Below are 19,042 nucleotides of genomic sequence, written 5' to 3' on the forward strand. Positions count from 1 at the left end.
ACCGCGACGGAGAGCAGCGGTGAGACGGCTCCCGCCGCACACCTGACGGCACCCTCGGCCGGACACGGCGCGGCCACGGCAGCGGAGGATGCCGACCTCGGCGCCCTCCTCGTCCGCCTCTCCCAACTCCGGGAAAATGTCGCCCGGTTGGTCGACCACCGTGCCGCAGTCGACCCCACCGCCACCGACCCCCTGCGCGGGCTCTATCTGTCCGAGGAGGCCGTACGGCATCTCCTGCGGCCCCCGTCGCGGGACCCGGCCGGACCCGCCCCGGCGTACGACGGGCCCGAGGACCGACTGGCGCGCCTGGCCCGGCGGTTCGGGCTCACCGGGCTGGACGTGCGCATCCTGCTCATCGCCCTCGCCCCCGATCTGGACCGCACCTTCGAGTCCCTGTACGGCTATCTCAACGACGACGTCAGCCGGCGGCGCGCCACCGTCGGACTCGCCCTCGACCTGTGCGGACTGCCCGCGCACCACCCCGGAGCACGGGCGAGGTTCCATCCGTCCGCGCTCCTGTGCACGCTCGGGCTGCTGGTGGTGGAGGAGCCCGAACGGCCCTTCCTCAGCCGTCCGTTGCGCGTCCCCGGCCGGGTCGTCGCCCATCTCCTCGGCGACGACACCCCGGACGCCGCGCTGACGGGTCATCTCCGCCCGCTCGCGGCGGCTTCGGGACCGTACGACGAGGGGTTCACCCGCAGACTCGCCGACCGGCTCGGCAGCCGGCCGGCCGTCGTCCATCTGCGCGAACACCGGGAGGGCGACGGGCTCGTGTACGCCGCGGCCGCGGTCCGCGCGGCGGGTGTCGAGGTCCTGCACTTCACCCCCTCGGCTGCCAAGGACCCGCTTCCCGACCTTCTCCCTCGCCTGCTCCGCGAAGCCCGCCTGCGCGACTGCGCGATCGTCGTGTCACCGCTTCCCGAGCAACCGGGGCCGCTCCTGAGGGCGTTGACCTCGGCCGACGTACCCGTCCTGTACGCCGGGACCCGGCCGTACGATCCGCAGTGGTGCGAGCGCGATCCGCTGGTCCTCGACGCACCCCGGCTGCGTGCCGGCGCCGTGGACGTCTGGTCCGCCGCGCTCGGCCCCGCGGCGGACGGTCCGGGTCTCGACCTCGCGGCCACCGTCGCCCCCTACCGGCTCGGCGGGGAGCGCATCGGGCGGGCCGCCCGCGCCGCTCTGGACCTCGCCGCGTTCGACGGTACCCCGGTGACCGCCGCCCATCTGCGGCTCGCCGCACGCCAGCAGACCACGTCCGGTCTGGAGCGCCATGCCCGCCGCATCCGCCCCGAGGTCGGCTGGGAGGATCTCGTCCTGCCGGACAAGCCGCTCGGCCAACTGCACGAACTCGCCCTGCGTGCCCGCCACCGCGACCAGGTTCTCGGCGACTGGCGGCTGAGCGCCGGGGGAGGACGGGGCCGTGGCGTCCTCGGCCTCTTCGCGGGCGAGTCCGGTACCGGCAAGACGCTGTCCGCCGAGGTCGTCGCCGCCGAACTCGGCCTGGATCTCTACGTGGTCCAGCTCTCCTCGATCGTCGACAAGTACGTCGGCGAGACCGAGAAGAACCTCGAACGGATCTTCACCGAGGCCGACCGCACCGACGCCGTCCTGCTCTTCGACGAGGCGGACGCCGTGTTCGGCAAGCGCTCGGAGGTCAAGGACTCCCACGACAAACACGCCAACATGGAGAGCGCCTACCTGCTCCAGCGTCTGGAGTCGTTCGAGGGCATCGCCCTGCTCACCACCAACCTGCGAGCCAACATCGACGAGGCGTTCACGCGGCGCCTCGACCTGGTGGTCGACTTCCCGTTCCCGGACGCCGGTCAGCGACTGGCCCTGTGGCGGCACAGTCTCGCCTCCGTGCCGTGCGCGGACGACACGGAACCGGCCGCGGTCGCCCGCGACTTCGAACTCGCCGGCGGCTCGATCCGCAGCGCCGTCGTCACCGCCGCCTACGCCGCCGCAGGCCGCTCCGGGCAGGTGACGACGGCCGACCTGCGGGAGGGCGCTGAGCGCGAGTACCGCAAGGCCGGCCGTCTGGTCCCGGGCGAGGGGAACTGGTGACTTCCTCGACGCCGGACCGCTTCACGCGGTGAGGACGCCGGTTCACTCACACGGTGAACCGGACCGCCTCCAGCCAGAGCGAGTTCGTCAGGGTGCCGCCGAAGATGAAGCCCTCGCCGCTGCCCGGCTCGTCGCAGCCCAGGCCGTGCCAGCCCTCGTCGCGGACGTGGGCGGTCTGGCAGATGCGGTTCGTGCCGTCGCCGACGTTGATGACGAACCCCAGCATGTCCGGGGCGTCCTTCTTCCGGCTGCCGATGTAGTTGTCGACGCCGTCGGGTGCGCCCGACCACGGCGCGTTGTAGTGGCCCCGGCCGTTGGTCGACGCGGGGTCGTGGACGAAGGCGCTGCCGGCCGTGCCCTTGGTGCCGGACACCGCGATGTTCAGCTTCTTGATCGGCTTGCCCTTGTCCACCGTGCCCGCCGTCTTGCCGTCGCACGCCGGGTCCGTCCAGCCGTCGCCCTCGACATAGGCCCGGTAGCAGATGTGCCGGCCCGACTTCTCGGCGGCCAGCCGCGTGACGGCGTCCGCCGCGGTGTCCTCTGGGGCCTTGGACTCCTTCTTCTCCTCGGAACCGCCGCCCCCGCCGCCTCCGCCGCCGTCGTTCGCCGGTGGAGGCGACTGCTCCGGTGCCTGTGTGGGGGCGGGAGGCGTCGGGACGGGGGCGGACACCGAAGGGCTCGGCGGCAGCGTGCTGACGCCGGCCTCCTGGAGCTTCTCCGTGGCGGCGCTGCGCACCTGGGGCTTGTACGCGATCCACAGCATCACGAAGGTGATCGCGAGCGCCAGGAAGACACCGAGGAAGGTGGCGAGCCAGCCGGGCAGGAACCCGCGCTGGACGTAGGTGCCCTCGACGTCCAGCGGCACCGTTCCCGAGCGCTGCACGGCGAGCGTGTAGGGCCGCTCCTCCTTGGACCCGAACCAGATGATCTGGCGCGGCTTGAGCGTGGTCTTCACGAAGGCCGCGCGGCCGGGTTCGATCTGGATGTTGCTCGGGTGGATGTCGTACGACAACTGGTCGCCGTTGTCGCTGCCGCTGACGGAGGCGGTGAGCTTCGTGTTCCCGAGGTTGTCGACGGCGAGCCGCGGGCGCCCGCGGAACCGCCCCTTGACGGTCGGCGGGACGAGTTCGGTGCGGATCTCCGTGAAGGGCGTGATGGTCAGAGTGCCCTCGGGGACGGTCGTCGCCTCCGGGTGTTCGGTCGGGGTGATACGCACGGCGTACGGGTTCGGGCCCACCGTCGCGTCCGGGGTGCGCGGTGGCGCGAACCGCAGCTCCACCGTGCCCGTCGTACCGGGGTAGATGCGGAGCGTCTGAGGCTCGACGGTGGTCCAGGGCGCGATGTCGCCGACCGGCTCGAAGCGGTACTCGTCGACCACATCACCGGTATTGCGTACGCGCAGCCGTACCGTCGTGCTGCCGCCGGGGTCCACCGTGGCCGACGCGGGTTCGAGGGAAGTCCAAAGGCTCACAAGCCCACGGTAGGCGGGGAGTCGGCAGGCGTCAGGAGTCGCAGGGGCACACCGGATGTCCTCGCGGACCTCCCGTGTGCCCCTCCCGTGCGGCGCCGGTCCGGCTTCCCTACCGCTTCTCGCTGTCGCTCTCCGAGGACCACTCGGAGTGCGAGGAGTCCGGGTCGTGGCCGACGGTCCTCTCCGACATCGGCCCCTGGAGCACGCCGTTCTCCAGCCGCACGCCGGTCGCGTTGGCCTTCGCCTCGACCGCCGCCACGACCTGGGGGTGGGCCCGCATCCACTCGGGCATCAGCCAGCCGGGGAAGAACTGGTCGTGGGTGCCGGACGCTTCGACCTCGTACCCGTTGGGCCGGCCGATGTGCTCGTTGACCGCGTCGAACGCCCACTGGCAACTGCGGCACGCCTTCTTGACGCCGCCCATCATGACCTTCTCCGGCTCGCCCGGGTCCCTCGGGTTCGCCAGCCAGTTCGCGACGTGCTTGCCCAGCACCGTCATCTCGCCGTGCTGGGACGTCTTGTTGGCCTCGGTGCCACCGACCGCGAACCACTGGATCGGCCTGCGCATGGCGGCGTCGAGAGCGAGCAGCCCGGGAGCGTTGCCGTGCTTCTTGGCGTAGTCGCCCGAGGACAGGGCCTTGAGCTTCGTCCGGTCCTTCTCCCGGGCGTGCTGCATCTCGGGGGACATCGCCACGTACTTCTGCAGCTCTGCCTCGACGACCTGCTGGTCCCTCTCGATGACCCGCTTGTCGCCCGTGTTCCCCGCGATGGCCAGCGAGCCGTCGGGAAGGAGTGACACGGCCAGGTGCGGCGTGATCTTCCCCTTCCCGCGTTCGGGATTGCCGCTCTTGTTCGTGTAGTCCGCGTTCGTGCCGACGATGGTCCGCAGAGCGATACGGGACATCCGGTCCAGCATGCGCAGGGTCACGTCCCGGTCCTCGGCGGCGGTCGGCTCCTTCTGCTTGTACGTGCCCTTGGTGTCCTCCTCGGTGCCGGAGGAGACCCGCTGGACGTTGAGCGTTCCCGCCCCCCGCCCACTCCCACGCGCGCCGCGTGCGGAACCCGCGGGCCCGGACGCGCCGCCCGCGGTCTCCACGGCCCGCTGCACCGGCGCCGGCCCGCTCATCACCTGCCGGGCGGTCTCCTTCGCCTCGACCTCCGCCCAGTCACGGGGGTCGGAGATCATCAGACCGTCGCCGTTGTCGGTGCCGGGCACGGGCCCCCGGCTCTGCTGGCCGATGTGGTGCAGCTCTTCGGCGAGGACCTGCTTGTCCCGGCCGTCCCACACGACATGCGGGAAGGAGGTGTACGCCTGCGCCCCGATCTCCTCCGCGGAGCGAAGGGCCTCCGAGTCCGTGTGGAGGCGTACGCCGCTGAAGTCCTCGCCGCCGAAACGGCTCTCCATCTCGTTCTGGAGCGGTGCGTCCATCGTCCGTCCCGGCGAACGCAGCACGTCGTGCACCGCGGAACGCTGGACCGCCGGACCGTGCCCGCAGCTCGCGTCGTGCTGGTGCCGCTGCTCCTCGACGGCACGGGAGACCGCCGCGTTGCCGGCGGCACGCTGCAGCGCCAGGATTCCGGAGGCGGGCCCCGGTGCGGGTACGCGCCCGGCCGGGCGGCCCGCACCGGCCCGGCCGTGGGCCTTGTCGGTCTCCTTGTCCTGCGCGCGCACGGGAACTCCCCTCGAAGACGGGTACACCAGTCTCCAAGACGTAGTGCACAACACCGTGGCCACGGAAGGTACTTCGGGGCAGTCCTGAGGGCAGGGGCCTTCACGCCCGATCGCCGTTGCCCCTCGGGGCAGAAGTCCTGCCCCCGAACGGGTACCGGAGGCCGTTTCGGCGGACGCGCTTCGCGCGTGAGGGTGAGAGACGTCCACTCTCGTACCCCCGAGGAGCGCAGAGCATGCCGTCCTACCTGTCGCCCGGCGTATACGTCGAGGAGGTGGCCAGCGGCTCCCGTCCCATCGAAGGGGTGGGTACCTCGGTGGCGGCCTTCGTCGGCCTGGCCCCGACCGGTCCGCTGAACGAACCGACCCTGGTCACCAACTGGTCCCAGTACGTCGCGGCCTTCGGCGAGTTCACCGACGGGTACTACCTGGCGCACTCCGTGTACGGGTTCTTCAACAACGGCGGAAGCGCCGCGTACGTGGTCCGCGTGGGCGGTACGCCCGGCGGCGCGTCGTCCGACGGTTCTCCGGCCGCGCTGCGGGGTTCCGCGCAGCAGGCCGCGCTGCCGGCGGGCGAGCCGAAGCAGCTCGGCACCTTCAGCGTGACCGCCGTCGCGGGCGGTTCGCTCAGTGTCGAGGTCGCCGACCCGGAGGGCGAGGGTCCGGCCGAGCGGTTCAAGCTGATCGTCAAGGACGGCGACAAGGCCGTCGAGACCTTCGACGTGACCGCCAAGAAGGGCGGCCGCAGCTACGTCGTCACCCAGGTCAAGGAGCGCTCCAAGCTCATCGCGGTCCAGGAGTCGGCGCCCGCCGGCCAGCTCGCGCGCCCCGACAACCAGAGCGTGGCCCTGGCGGCACCCGCACCGGCCCCCGCGCCCGCCGCCCCCGCCGGCGCGAGCGACTCCCAGCCCGGCCCCGCCGAGTACCTCGGCGACTCCGCCGACCGCACGGGCTTCGGCGGTCTGGAGGCCGTGGACGAGATCGCCATGGTCGCCGTCCCCGACCTGATGGCCGCCTACCAGCGCGGCGCGATCGACCTGGAGGCCGTCAAGGCGGTCCAGCTCGGTCTGATCGCGCACTGTGAGCTGATGGGCGACCGGGTCGCGATCATCGACCCGCCGCCGGGACTGAATGCCCGTCAGATCCGGGTCTGGCGCCAGGAGACCGCGGGCTACGACTCCAAGTACGCAGCCCTGTACTACCCCTGGGTCAAGGTCTTCGACCCGGCCTCGGGCCAGTCGACGCTGGTCCCGCCGAGCGGTCACATCTCCGGTATCTGGGCCCGCAACGACTTCGAGCGCGGTGTGCACAAGGCGCCCGCCAACGAGGTCGTCCGGGGAGCGGTCGACCTGGAGATCCAGATCACCCGCGGCGAGCAGGATCTGCTCAACCCCATCGGCGTCAACTGCATCCGCGCCTTCCCGGGCCGCGGCATCCGTGTCTGGGGCGCCCGCACGATGTCCTCCGACCCGGCCTGGCGCTACCTGAACGTGCGCAGGTACTTCAACTACCTGGAGGAGTCGATCCTGCTCGGCACCCAGTGGGTGGTGTTCGAGCCGAACGACCACAATCTGTGGGCCCGGATCCGGCGCAACGTGTCGGCGTTCCTCGTCAACGAGTGGCGCAGCGGCGCCCTCTTCGGCCAACGGCCGGAGGAGGCGTACTACGTCAAGTGTGACGCGGAGACCAACACGCCGGAGTCGGTCGACCTCGGCCGGGTCATCTGCGAGATCGGCATCGCGCCGGTCAAGCCCGCGGAGTTCGTGATCTTCCGGCTGGCTCAGTTCTCCAGCGGCAGCGGGGAGCTGGAGGAGTAGGCCGCCGGCCTGACTCGACAGCCCTCGCCCACCTTCCTCCGGAACCCCCTCACAAGGACAGAGAACAGATGAGCCTCAGCCCGGGTGACTCCCTCACCTCACACAATTTCGGCCTCCAGATCGACGGAGTGATGGTCGAGTACCTCGCCGAGGTCAGCGGTCTGACCATCGAACAGGACGTCATCAAGAGCCCGCAGAACTCGGCGCAGGGCAGGCCCGAGATCAGTCTCATGCCGGGTGTGCAGAAGGACGGTCAGTGCACCGTCGTACGCGGCATGACGCAGTCGCCGGCGTTCACGACATGGATCAACGACTCGATCTCCGGCCGGATGAGCACCGCCCGCAAGGACGCCTCGATCATTCTGATGGACTACGAGAACAACCCGGTCAAGCGCTACAACATGCGCAAGGCCTGGTGCAGCAAGATCGACGCCAGCACCCTCAAGGCGGGCGAGGCCTCGGCGCTCACCGAGACCGTGACCATCGTGTTCGAAGAACTGGTCATCGAGTAATGCGGCGTACGACGGCCAGAACGGGCGCCGGCCCGGTCGTGGACACACCGGAGGCGGCCGCGGGACCGGAGCAGACGTCCGCTCCGGTACCCGCGCCCGCACCGGCCCCGGTCGAGCACCGGCTGCGGACGGAGTTCCCCTTCGAGCTGCCCCGCGGCTACGTCGACGGGACCGGTACCGTCCACCGGGACGGCGTGATGCGTCTCGCCACGGCCCGCGACGAGCTGATCCCGCTGCGGGACGTCCGTGTGCAGGAGAACCCCGCCTATCTGTCGGTGGTCCTGCTGGGCCGGGTCATCACCGGCCTCGGCACGCTTCCTTCGGTGCACGACGGCGTGGTGGAGAACATGTTCGCCTCCGACCTCGCGTTCCTCCAGGACTTCTACCGCCAGGTGAACGCCGAGGGGCACACCCGGGCCGCCGTGCAGTGCCCGCACTGTTCGGAGCCCTTCGAGGTCGAACTCGGCGGGAGCCGCCTGGGGGAATCGTGACGTACGCGACCGACCGGCTGCACGAGGAGATCGCGTACGTCGCCTACCACTTCCACTGGAGCATGGAGGAGATCCTGGACCTCGAACACCACGATCGCCGCCGCTACACGGATCAGATCGCGTCCCTGGTGGCGCGGGGCGGGGCGGAGGGCTGAGGGGTGGGGTTCCTCGATCGGCTCAGGGGCGGCGGGTCGGCGGCCGCCGCCGGGCGCCGGGGCGGCGACGCGGAGGCGACTGCCGCGCGCCCGGCCGCCGAGGCGAACTCTGGTGTGGACGCCGGGAGTTCGTCCGGTGCGGGCGTGACGGGTTCGGATACGGGTTCCGGGGCTGCGGTTGCGGTGACGGCCGGCTGGGCGGGACTGGCGCCGATGCAGAGGGCTGCCGTCCGGCAGCCCGGTGTCGCGGACGCCGGGTTCGGCGGGCGGCTGAGCACCTGGCAGAACCCCTCCTTCACCGGGACCCTGTCCCACGCAGTCCTGGACGGGGCCCCGGGCGGGCTGGTCAAGGACGTGCTCACCACCTCGGCGAAGCCGGTCCCCGGCCTCGAACTGCCGTCGCACACCCTGCCGGTGGCGGTGGACGAACCCGAGGTCCCGGATGCGGAACCCGGCGCTGCGCTGCCGGTACAGCGTGCACCTGGGGACGTCACGGCGTCGCGCCCGGAGGGCCCGCGCGTGGCTCCCGTGGCCCCGCGGTCCGACCGGCCGACCCTGTTGACGAGCGCGCGGACGACGCCTGTCGTGCAGCGGCGTGCACTGCCGCTGGCGCGACGGGAACGTGCGGGCAGTGGCGGGCCGGCGGCGCGTGCGACGCCGGGCGCGCCCCCTTCGGCCGCCGCACCGGTCGGTCCCGCCTCGGCGGCGGACCCGGTCGGCACGGAGGCGGACCCGGTCGGCGCGACGCCGGCCGTGGCAGCCGCCGGTGTGGTCGCCCCTGGGGCCGATGCGGGCGGCGTCTCGGTCGGTACTGCTCCGAGTGCCTCCGGCAGTCTGCCCGCCGAGTCTCGTCAGGCGGTGGCTGATTCCGATGCGGCGGTGAACGGTCCGGCGCTTCCCGCGGTCGGCCCCGGGCGCAGGACGGGAGGCCCCAGTGGAGCCGAGATCGAGGTCCAGCGGGCGACCGCCGAACCGCACGGCACGGCAACGACGCGCGCAGTAGGGGACCCTCCCACCGGAGGGATGCAGGGCAAGGGCAGTACGGCAGACAGCTCCAGCGGCGCGTCGGCCGACGTCCGACGGCCGACGGCGGGCCGCAGTGGCTCGGCGTCCGAGGTCACCGGAACGACGGCCGGGGGCCACGCCAGGACGACAACTACGGCCGGGGGCCATGCCAGGACGACAACGACGGCCGGGGGCCATGCCAGGACGACCGCGCCCAGCACTCCGGCAGGCGCGACGGGCGAGGCGGTGGCACATCTCCAGAGAGCGGAGATACCCCCGAGCGCCAGCACGTCGACCACCGCCACCGGCACGACGGCCGACCCCAGTGGGACCGCAACCACCCCCAGCGGGCCGGCAGTCGACGCCCGCGGGACGACCGCCGCGACTCGTGGCCCATCACCCGCTCCGGGCTCGGGCGGCACGTCGACCGGCCCCGGCGACTCCGTGATCGACGTCCAACGGGTGGCGGCGACAGACGCCCCTGCGGCAACCGTTGCCGCCGAAACGGAGAAGGGCCCCGCCGCACGGTCGACCGAGCCGGGCGGGACGAGGAACGGCGCGAGCGGCACGACAGCGACGACCGACCCCCTGGGCGCCGCGCCAGCTCCCGCCGGAACCACGGCCGAGCCCACGCCTTCTGCGGCCGGCGCGCCCGTGCGTCCGGCGGCCGACCGAGGTGTCGAGGCTCCTCACCCGGGTGCAGCGGCCAACTTCGCTGTGCCTTCCGTTGGTTCGGCCCGGACGACAGCCCCCACTGCTTCATGGGACGGCGGCCCTGCTGCCACCACCCCCAGCGCGATCACCGCGGCGGTGACCGACACCCACGGTCCGGCGGCCGCCTCACCGCGTACGGCGACCGGCTTCGCCACCCCCGCGGTCCCGGCCTCTTTCGCGGCGACCTCCGCCCCGAACTCGCCTGATTCTGCGCCGAATCGAGGCGCTTCCGCAGTCCCGAGCCCTCCGCCCGTCCCGAGCCCTCCGCCCGTCACGGGCGCGCCCCCGGTACAGCGGAGCACCTCCGACAAGGTCAGGCCTACGGGACTCGGAGCGCCGACCTCGCGGAACGCCCCCGCAACCGGCACGCCGGCCGTACGCCCGGCCTCGGCGACCCCGCCGCTCAGCTCGGCAACCCCTGCGCCGGTGAATCCCCCGGCCCAGCCCATCAGTTCAGCCACACCGTCGAGCCCGGCAGACCGGCCCGACTCGGCCGTACCCGAGACACCGACCCCGGGGCCCGCACCCGCGACCAGTGGGCCGCCGCCCGCCCCCGTACAGCGCGCCACCACCGCCACCCCCCGGCGGCGGCCCCTTCTCGGCGCACCTCTCTCCGCCCCGCCCCCGGACGCGAAGCCCCTTGCAGGGCGTACGACGCCCGGCACGCGGAGCCTCGCCGGGCCGCCTCCCGTACCGCGCGTACAGCGAGCGGCGACCGTACCTCCGGGGGCGGCCGCGCCGGATCGTCCGGCCTCGCCACCGGCGCAGGCCCTGCGCAAGCCGCCGACCGGGCCCGGGACACCGTCCGTCCCACCAGCCGCCCCTCTGACGAGCCCTGCGGTCACCTCCCGTGCCGTGGAGCGCAAGGCCACCACGACCCCCGCGCCGCCCCCGGCCGCTCCGGTCCGTGCCCTGACTCCCGCACGTGCCCTCACGTCGGCCGTGCCACCACCTGCGGCACCCGCCGTCCAACGCCGTGCGACCCCTGCCGCCGTGCCCCTGCGCCGCCCCGCGCCCGCGCTCGACCGACCGGAACCCTCCGGCGCCGGCCCGGCCGTGCAGCGGTCGGCCGCCCTCGGCTCCCGCCCCGCGGCCCAACGCCTGACGGCAGCCGGGCCCACGCCGACCACGCCCGCATCCTCGCCGACCCCGTTCGCCGGCCGCCCCGCGCCGATGTCGCAGGCACCCACGCGGCCAAGGGCACCCCGCGTACCAGCAGTTGTCCAGCGACACGCCCCCAGAGCGGCCACCGCCGCACCCGCACACACCGCCACCACCACCGACGACGCAGCCGCTCCCACCCCCGCGCGCACATCAGTACCCGTCCCCGTCCAACGCGACCCCAAGAACCCGCTGCTTCCGACCCCCTCCGCCACCACCACCGCCGTCGCGCCCGTGACCGCCACCCGCACCGCGTCCGGTGGCTCCGGCTCCTCGGCCTCCGGCTCCACCGGTGACCCGCCGGGCCGGGACACCGCCGCCGGCGAACTCCCGCCCGCGTACACCCCGGTTGCCAAGGGCCAGTTCGACCCCCGCTCCCTGACCGACTTCCAGCTCGATGAGCTCACGCACAAGCTGATCGGCCGGATCACCCGGCTGATCCGTACCGAACTGCGCCTCGACCGGGAGCGGATCGGCAAGCTCCGCGACCCCCGTCGCTGAGCGGCCCCCACGCCCACCGGAACAAGCACCGCACGCACCACCGACGTCCGCAGAAAGGCCGCCCCCGATGTCCCGCGATCTCGACCCGGGCTCCACCATCTTCTTCACCCTCACCATCGACGGCGAGAGCCTCGGCTACTTCAACGGGTGCGAAGGGCTCTCGTCCGCGGTGGAGGTCGAGCAGCACCAGGAGGGCGGCAACAACGGGTTCGTGTGGCAACTCCCTTCGCGCGTCACCTTCTCCACCATCCGTCTGACCCGGCCGCTCACCCCGGACACCACCAAGGTCGCGGCCTGGATCTCGTCCGTGGCCACCGGGATCAAGCGGCCGACCGCGCAGATCGCCGCGTTGCGCGCGGACGGTTCGGAAGTGGCCCACTGGGGGCTGATCGACGTGCTGCCGGTCAGCTGGCAGGGGCCCACCCTGGACCCGTCCAACCCGGGTGTGGCCACGGAGGTCCTGGAGATCACCCACCACGGGTTCACGGACTGAGGGGCGGCACAGACATGGCACAGGGCAAAAAGGGCGCCGGCAAGAGCCTGGTGCGCGCCACGCTCGCCATCCACGAGCCGCCCGTCGGGACCAGCACCACGCCGGGCGCTCTGATCAAGACGTTCACCTTCGACTTCAACCCCGCTCAGTTGCAGCTGAGCCGCCGCGCCCAGTGGAAGTCCACGCCCGCGGCGGCCGTACGGGACGGCACGGTCCCCGAGTTCATGGGGCCCGAGCCCCGGGAGATGACGGTCGAGGTCTTCCTGGACTCGTCCGGCAGGCCGAGCGGCACATCGGTACTGAAGAAGGTGGAGTCTCTGCTCGACTGCTGCGAGGTGACGGCCAAGAGCATCGCCGCCAAGCAGCCCTCGCCGCCGTGGGTGGTGTTCCAGTGGGGCTCCTTCTCCACCGCTCGCTTCACCGCGTACGTCAGCTCCGTCGACGTCACCTACTCGCTGTTCGGGACGACCGGTGTGCCGATCCGTGCCACCTGCCAGGTGTCGCTGCACGAGATCCCCGCCAAGACCAAGGGGCAGAACCCGACATCGGGCGCGCTGACCGCGCGCAGCGTGCACCGGGTCGTCGCGGGCGACTCGCTGCCGTCACTGGCCTGGCGCGAGTACGGCAACGCCTCCGCCTGGCGGGCGATCGCCGAGGCCAACGGCATCGACGACCCGTCCCGTCTGCCGACCGGCATCGAACTCGTCCTCCCGGCCGCCGAGGAGGTGGGACTCTGATGGTGAAGCCCTCCTTCTCCAACGTCATCCACGTCACCATCGACAGCAAGAAGCTGCCGCCCGAATACGCCGACCTGCTCGTCGGCGGCTGGGTCGACCTCGGGGCCGGGGTGCCCGGCGCGTTCCGGCTCACCTTCCGTGACCCGCACGGGCAGTTGCTCGGCAAACTGAACATCAGGTTCGGCTCCAAGGTGGTCCTGGCCCCCGTCTCCGACGGCCAGGGCGCGGCGTCCCCGCTGCTCACCGGCGAGGTCACCGGCATGGAGACCGACTACGACGGCACCGGCACCTTCACCGTCATCCGCGGCTACGACCCCGGCCACCGTCTGATGCGCGTGCGCAGAGTGGCCGCCTACCGCAACCAGACCGCCTCCGACATCGCCCGGAAGCTGGCCGGCACGAACGGCATCCCGATCGGGGAGGTCCAGGGCACCAAGGGCGTCTACGAGTTCGTCAGCCAGTCCAATGTGACGGACTGGGACTTCCTGGCGCGGCTCGCCGACGAGAACGAGATGGTGATGTCGCTGGACCCCAAGGGGAAGTTCCGGTTCGTGAAACCGGACCCGGCGTCCGGGGCGCCCCCGACGAGCACGCCCGGCGAGAAGAGCCCGTTCGTGCTGCAGGGCGGCATCGACGTGCTGCGCTGCCGGGCCGCCGTCACCGCCGCCGACCAGGTCGACAAGGTCGAGGCGCGCGGCTGGGACGTCAGAACCAAGAAGAAGATCGTCGAGCTGGCGAAGGCGAGCAGCAACCCGGGCATCGCCATCGGCACCACCCCCGGCAAGGCGGCCACGGCCTTCAAGGCCGCCAAGCTGGTCGAGACCGACACCCCGTACGACCGGCAGACCGAGGTGAGGTTCGCCGCCGGCTCGCTCGCCGACGACATCACCTCCTCCTTCGCCGAACTCGAGGTCACGGTGCGCGGCAACCCCAAGCTGCGTCCCGGTGTGCCCGTCACGCTCACCGAGGTGGGCACACCGTTCGAGGGCAAGTACACGGTCACCTCCGTACGGCACACCTTCGGCGACGGCAGTCACTACGAGACGTGGGTGACCGTCAGCGGCCGGCAGTGGCGCTCGCTGTTCGGTCTGACCTCCGGCGGCGGTACGGCGGCCCCTCGGCTGCCGAGTGTGGCCAACGCGCTGGTCACCGACGTACAGGACCCGCTGAAGCAGGGGCGGGTGAAACTGCAGTTCCCGTGGCTGGACGACGCGTACGTCAGTGACTGGACCCGCACCGTGCAGCTGGGCGGGTCGGGCGGCGGCGGGGTCTTTCCGGCGGACGTCGGCGACGAGGTGCTGGTGGCCTTCGACCGGGGCGCGCTCGACCACCCCTTCGTCATCGGCGGGCTCTACAACGGCCGGGACAAGCCGACCGTCGTCAAGGACGTGCCGCTGCACGACGGGCTCAAGAAGCAGGCGATCCGGCACACCCTGTCCGACCGGCAGGGCAACCGCGTGGACCTGCTCAGCCAGAAGACCGGCGCCCGCAAGCAGGGGGTGCGCATCGTCACCGGCAACGACCGGCTGACCATCGACCTCGACCGCACCCGAACCGAGATCACCGTGGACAGCAAGGGCGCCGTCACCATCACCGGCGGCACGTCGGTGTCCGTCGAGGCGGGCAACGACCTGACCCTCTCGGCGGGCAAATCCCTCACCATCAAGAGCGGCGGCCTCATGAACATCCGGGCGCGGTCCGCCCTCAACGTCAGCTCGACCGCCGGGGTCCTGGCCCTCGGGGCGCTCGGACCCTCGGGCAGTGTGCAGCTCCGGACGACCGGACCGGGCGGTGTGAACGTGCAGTCCCCGTTCATCCGCATGCTGGGCCTGGTCACCGCCAACGGGAAGCCGGTGATCTGATGGCCGAGCAGTTCGTCGGATCCGGCTGGGCGTTCCCGCTGCGGATCGGGCCCACCGGAGGCATCGCCCTGGTCAGCGGAGAGCGCGAGATCGAGGAGGCGATCCGGCTCGTCCTGGCCACCGCCCCGGGCGAGCGGCCCATGCGCCCCGAGTTCGGCTGCGCCATTCACGACCTGGTGTTCGCGCCGGTCAACGAGGCGACCGCGGGCCGCATCCAGCACGAGGTGTACGCCGGCCTCGACCGCTGGGAACCGCGGATCGAGGTGCAGGACGTCGAGGTCACCGCGGGCACCGAGCAGGGCGTGCTCTTCATCGACGTCCGCTACTCGATCCGCGGTACCAACAACCCGCGCAGCCTGGTCTTCCCGTTCTATGTCATCCCCTCCCACGACGAGCCGGACCCGGCTCCCGAAAGCGACCGCTGATGGCTCTGCCCTCCCCGAATCTCGACGACCGCCGCTTCCAGCAGTTCGTCGACGACGCCAAGCGCTACATCCAGCAGCGCGCCCCCGAGTGGACGGACCACAACGTCTCCGACCCCGGTGTCACCCTCGTGGAAACGGTCGCCCACATGGCCGACCAGATCGTCTACCGGCTCAACCGGGTGCCGGAGAAGAACCACCTGGCCTTCCTGGACCTCGTCGGCATCACCCTCTTTCCGCCCTCGGCCGCCCGCACCGACGTCACGTTCTGGCTGTCCGCGCCGCAGGAGGACCACGTCCTGCTGCCCGTCGGCACCGAGGTCGCCACCAGGCGCACCGAGAGCGAAGAGGCCGTCGTGTTCGCGACCGAACGCGAACTGACCGTCGTGCCGTGTGAGTTGAGAAATCTCGCGGTCCAGCAGAGCGGTGAGGTCCGCACCGACAGGACCGCCGACCTCGCCGAGGGCAAGGACGTGATGTGCTTCGCCGAGTCTCCCCGGCCCGGTGACTGCATGCTGCTCGGTCTCAGCGCTGCCGTACCGCACTGCGCGCTCGCGATGGAACTGGACAGCCGCGTCGACGGGGTCGGCGTCGACCCGCGGCAGCCGCCGCTGGTCTGGGAGGCCTGGACCGAGGACGGCTGGGCGGTCTGCGAGGTCGACCGGGACGGCACCGGCGGACTGAACAGGCCGGGCGAGGTCGTCCTGCACATCCCCGGCGGGCACACCCTGTCCCGCACCGGCGGCCAGGAAGCCGGCTGGCTGCGCTGCCGGGTCACCGAACCCCTGCCCGACCAGCCCTTCTACACGACCTCCCCGACCGTACGGTCCGCGGACGCGTTCACCATCGGCGGCACCACCACCGCCGTCCACGCGGAGTCCGTGTACGACGAGGCGCTCGGCGAGTCCACCGGCCTGCCCGGGCAGCGGCTGCGCCTCGCTCACGCACCCGTGGTCGGTGACACCCCGCCGGTGCTGCTCCAGACCGCCGAGCGCGACGGGTGGGCCGACTGGGACGTCGTGCCGTCGTTCGCCGCCACCGCCCCGCACGACCTGCACATCACGCTCGACGCCGCCACCGGCGAGATCGCCTTCGGCCCCGCGGTCCGGGAACCCGACGGCACCCTGCGCCAGTACGGGGCCGTGCCCGCCAAGGGCGCCGTCATCCGCGCCCTGCGCTACCGCACCGGAGGCGGCCGGGCCGGCAATGTCGCCCGCGGGGCCGTCCGGGTGCTGCGCACCTCCGTCCCGTACGTCTCCGAGGTCGTCAACCGGGAGGCCGCGCGCGGCGGGGTCGACGGCGAGACGGTGGCGGAGGCGAAGACCAGGGCGCCCATCACCCTGCGCGCCCAGGAGCGGGCGGTGACCCTGCGCGACTACGAGGAACTCGCCCGCCGTGCCGCCCCCGAGACGGCCCGCATCACCTGCCTGGAGGGCGACGAGGGAGAACACGGGGCGTACGCGGTGCGGGTGTTGGTGGTCCCGCAGGCGGTACCGGACCCCGGTGGCCGGCTGCGCTTCGAGCAACTGGTGCCCGGCGACGCGCTGCTGCGGCGCATCACCCGGTACCTCGACGAACGCCGCCTGATCGGCACCCGGCTGGCGGTGGGCCCGCCCTTCTACCAGGGCGTCACCGTGGTCGCGACGCTGCACGCGTTCCGGGGCATCGACACCGACCGGGTCCGCCGCCAGGCGCACGACGCCCTCTACCGCCACCTCGACCCGCTGACCGGCGGCGCCGACGGGCGGGGCTGGCCCTTCGGCCGCCCCGTGCAGTCCGGCGAGGTCTTCGCCGTCCTCCAGCGCGTCCCCGGCGTCGAACTCGTCGACGAGGTGCGGCTCCACCCCGCCGACCCCCTCACCGGCAAGCGCGGCGAGGCCACGAACCGCATCGATCTCACCCCGCCCTCCCTGGTGTTCTCCTTCGACCACCGGGTCCGCGTGATCGGGGACGGGGCGTGAGGGGCTCCGTCGACGGACTGGAGTCCTCCACCCCGATCGGCGCGATGCTGCCCGCGGTCTTCGCCGACGACGACCTCGCGCAGCGCTTCGTCGCCGGGCTCGACGAGGTGATCGCGCCGATCCTGAACGTCCTCGACTGCCTGGACTCCTACTTCACACCCACCCTCGCTCCGGTGGACTTCACCCACTGGCTCGGCGGCTGGGTCGGAGCCGAAACCGACGGCACGGAGCCGGAGACCCGGCTGCGCGAGGCCGTTGCCGCCGCGGCGTATCTGCACCGCGTCCGCGGTACCCGCCGCGGTCTCGCCGAGGCGATCCGGCTCGCCTTCGGCGTGGAGCCCGAGATCACCGAGAGCGGCGCCGCCGACTGGGACGCCCGCCCGCTCGGCCCGATCCCCGGCGAGCGCCGCCCGCGACTGAACGTCACGCTGCGGCTGCCCGACCCGACCCCCTCGGACGAACACCGTCTGGACAGCCTCGTGGCGGCCGCCCGGCCCGCCCACATGCCCTACGCGGTCCAGGTGATCGCTGCCGAAAGGAACCCCGAGAGATGACCAGCCAGACCTCCGGCACCGGACCCGGACGGGAAGCGGTCCCGAGCTGCGCCGAGTGCGGAACCCGGGCGGAACCCGGACAGTCCTTCTGCGACTCCTGCGGCGCGGTGCTCGGCTGGACCGCGTCAGCGTCCGCGTCCGCCGCACCCGTGGCAGCATCCGCGCCCACGGCAGCCACCCCGGACCGGACCCGCAGCGCCGAGGGCGGGGCGGCGGCCCAAGCGGCGGACCGTGTCCCGGCGACCCGGACCTCGGCCCCGGGCGGCCCTGGCGCTACGGCCGGTACCGCCGACAGCGAGCGGGGACCCGACGCACGCGCGCACGCGCAGTCCGACGGCACGGGACCCGCCGCGACCGACCCGGTTCCGGCCGATCCGCACGAGCCGAGGACCGACAGCCCGCACGACGGAGGCGGACGGACCACGGCACGCCGAACGGACACCGACCCCACCGCGGACACCGCCCCCACCCGACCCGTGCCGTCCGCCGCCCCCGACCCCGCTCCACCCGCCACCCACGACCCTGCTCCCGCACCGGACGCGGTGTCCGACCGCGCCAGGTCCCTGCTCGTACCGGTCGCGGACCCCGACCACCGGGCTCCGGCGGAGCCGGCCGTGGCGCCCGTGCTGCCGGGCCGCCCGGTCGCCGCCCGTCCGCAGGTCCGGGCCCCGGAACCGGACCACGCAACCACCGGCGGAGTGCGCTGCCCCTGGTGCTCCACCGCCAACCGGCCGGACCGGCACTTCTGCGGCCGCTGCGCCATGCCCATGGCCGAGCGGCCGCCCACTCCCGGCCACCTGCCGTGGTGGCGCCGCCTCTTCGCCTCCCGCAACGGCGAGACCCCATGGGCCGGCGACCGCCCGCGCCTGCGCCGGGGCTTCGGCCGTGTCCTCAACTGGGTGGTGGCGGCGCTGGTCCTCGCCCTGCTCATCACCGCCGTGGTAAACGCCGACGACGGCGTACGGGCGACACGCGACCACTTCGCCAAGCGGGCCCCGGTCGCACCGGACCGGGTCACCGCCTCCCGCTCGTACCCCGGACATGGCCCGCAGCTCCTGGTCGACAAGCTCAACAACACCTGGTGGGGTCCGGGCGTCTCGCAGTCCGGCAAGGGCGAGTGGGTGGAGGCCCGCTTCGACCGGCCGACCCGACTGCTGGATCTGGTGATCACCTCCGGTGTCTCGGCCCGCCCCGACCAGCTCTCCTCGTCCGCGCTCCCGCACCGCGTCGAGGCACGGATCACCACCGCCGACGGCAGCACGACGACGCGGTACCTCACCCTCGACCAGAGTGCCGGGGGCCAGCGGCGCCCCTTCCGCGTCGGCGAGGTCACCGCGGTGCGCTTCACGCTGGAGTCGGCACACGGAGCCTCGGGCACCAAGCAGATCTCCCTCGCCGAGATCGAGTTCTTCGGCCCGTCGAGCAGCGGCCTCTCCTAGGTCGTGTCCGCAAA

Annotated in this window: 15 protein-coding genes; 13 read left to right on the forward strand and 2 right to left on the reverse strand. The window is 72.6% G+C overall.

The features are described 5' to 3' along the window. Window positions 1-42: 42 nt before the first annotated feature. Window positions 43-2,064 carry an ATP-binding protein gene (locus tag ACQPWZ_RS29945; protein WP_433573886.1) on the forward strand — a complete coding sequence of 674 codons (2,022 nt, stop codon included), beginning with the start codon at window positions 43-45 and terminating at the stop codon, window positions 2,062-2,064. A 46-nt stretch (window positions 2,065-2,110) separates the two neighbouring features. Here the strand turns inward: ACQPWZ_RS29945 and ACQPWZ_RS29950 are convergent, their stop codons facing one another. Both ACQPWZ_RS29950 and ACQPWZ_RS29955 read right to left on the reverse strand, forming a co-directional pair. Beyond that, entirely contained in the window at window positions 2,111-3,535 is a 1,425-nt protein-coding gene (locus tag ACQPWZ_RS29950; protein WP_433572878.1) for a hydrolase, read from the reverse strand. 109 nt (window positions 3,536-3,644) lie between these two features. Continuing rightward, window positions 3,645-5,207, reverse strand: coding sequence for an eCIS core domain-containing protein (locus tag ACQPWZ_RS29955; RefSeq protein WP_433572879.1), 1,563 nt, complete (start codon window positions 5,205-5,207; stop codon window positions 3,645-3,647). Window positions 5,208-5,440: 233 nt separating this feature from the next. Between ACQPWZ_RS29955 and ACQPWZ_RS29960 the strand changes: the two genes are divergently transcribed. From ACQPWZ_RS29960 to ACQPWZ_RS30015, 12 genes are all read left to right on the forward strand, one after another. Further along, entirely contained in the window at window positions 5,441-7,021 is a 1,581-nt protein-coding gene (locus ACQPWZ_RS29960) for a phage tail sheath subtilisin-like domain-containing protein (protein ID WP_433572880.1), read from the forward strand. Window positions 7,022-7,089: 68 nt separating this feature from the next. Further along, window positions 7,090-7,533 (forward strand): phage tail protein, encoded by a 444-nt coding sequence (locus tag ACQPWZ_RS29965; RefSeq protein ID WP_313943113.1) that lies wholly within the window; start codon window positions 7,090-7,092, stop codon window positions 7,531-7,533. Beyond that, window positions 7,533-8,024, forward strand: a complete 492-nt coding sequence (locus tag ACQPWZ_RS29970; RefSeq protein WP_433572881.1) for a hypothetical protein — start codon at window positions 7,533-7,535, stop codon at window positions 8,022-8,024. Before ACQPWZ_RS29965 ends, ACQPWZ_RS29970 begins: the two co-directional genes overlap by 1 nt. Further along, window positions 8,021-8,179, forward strand: a complete 159-nt coding sequence (locus tag ACQPWZ_RS29975) for a DUF6760 family protein (RefSeq protein ID WP_340476383.1) — start codon at window positions 8,021-8,023, stop codon at window positions 8,177-8,179. Before ACQPWZ_RS29970 ends, ACQPWZ_RS29975 begins: the two co-directional genes overlap by 4 nt. Before the next feature lie 2,712 nt (window positions 8,180-10,891). After that, window positions 10,892-11,560 carry an extensin gene (locus ACQPWZ_RS29980; RefSeq protein ID WP_433572882.1) on the forward strand — a complete coding sequence of 223 codons (669 nt, stop codon included), beginning with the start codon at window positions 10,892-10,894 and terminating at the stop codon, window positions 11,558-11,560. Between the two features lie 67 nt (window positions 11,561-11,627). After that, complete coding sequence (locus tag ACQPWZ_RS29985; RefSeq protein ID WP_340476385.1) at window positions 11,628-12,053, forward strand: phage tail protein; 426 nt, start codon at window positions 11,628-11,630, stop codon at window positions 12,051-12,053. 14 nt (window positions 12,054-12,067) lie between these two features. Beyond that, window positions 12,068-12,790: a peptidase M23 gene (locus ACQPWZ_RS29990; protein WP_383236787.1), complete on the forward strand. Its 723-nt coding sequence runs from the start codon at window positions 12,068-12,070 to the stop codon at window positions 12,788-12,790. Further along, window positions 12,790-14,652: a VgrG-related protein gene (locus tag ACQPWZ_RS29995; RefSeq protein ID WP_356703851.1), complete on the forward strand. Its 1,863-nt coding sequence runs from the start codon at window positions 12,790-12,792 to the stop codon at window positions 14,650-14,652. The genes ACQPWZ_RS29990 and ACQPWZ_RS29995 overlap by 1 nt, the downstream gene beginning before the upstream one ends. Continuing rightward, window positions 14,652-15,077, forward strand: coding sequence for a GPW/gp25 family protein (locus tag ACQPWZ_RS30000; protein ID WP_340476388.1), 426 nt, complete (start codon window positions 14,652-14,654; stop codon window positions 15,075-15,077). The genes ACQPWZ_RS29995 and ACQPWZ_RS30000 overlap by 1 nt, the downstream gene beginning before the upstream one ends. Next, on the forward strand, window positions 15,077-17,035 hold the full coding sequence (locus tag ACQPWZ_RS30005; protein WP_433572883.1) for a putative baseplate assembly protein: 1,959 nt from the start codon (window positions 15,077-15,079) through the stop codon (window positions 17,033-17,035). The genes ACQPWZ_RS30000 and ACQPWZ_RS30005 overlap by 1 nt, the downstream gene beginning before the upstream one ends. Continuing rightward, on the forward strand, window positions 17,032-17,589 hold the full coding sequence (locus tag ACQPWZ_RS30010) for a phage tail protein (protein WP_340476390.1): 558 nt from the start codon (window positions 17,032-17,034) through the stop codon (window positions 17,587-17,589). The genes ACQPWZ_RS30005 and ACQPWZ_RS30010 overlap by 4 nt, the downstream gene beginning before the upstream one ends. Then, the gene (locus tag ACQPWZ_RS30015; RefSeq protein WP_433572884.1) at window positions 17,586-19,028 is read left to right on the forward strand and encodes an NADase-type glycan-binding domain-containing protein; all 1,443 of its coding nucleotides are present in this window, start codon (window positions 17,586-17,588) and stop codon (window positions 19,026-19,028) included. The genes ACQPWZ_RS30010 and ACQPWZ_RS30015 overlap by 4 nt, the downstream gene beginning before the upstream one ends. Window positions 19,029-19,042: the final 14 nt, after the last annotated feature.

It is taken from the genome of Streptomyces sp. CA-251247, from assembly GCF_050952975.1.
GTDB lineage: Bacteria > Actinomycetota > Actinomycetes > Streptomycetales > Streptomycetaceae > Streptomyces > Streptomyces achmelvichensis.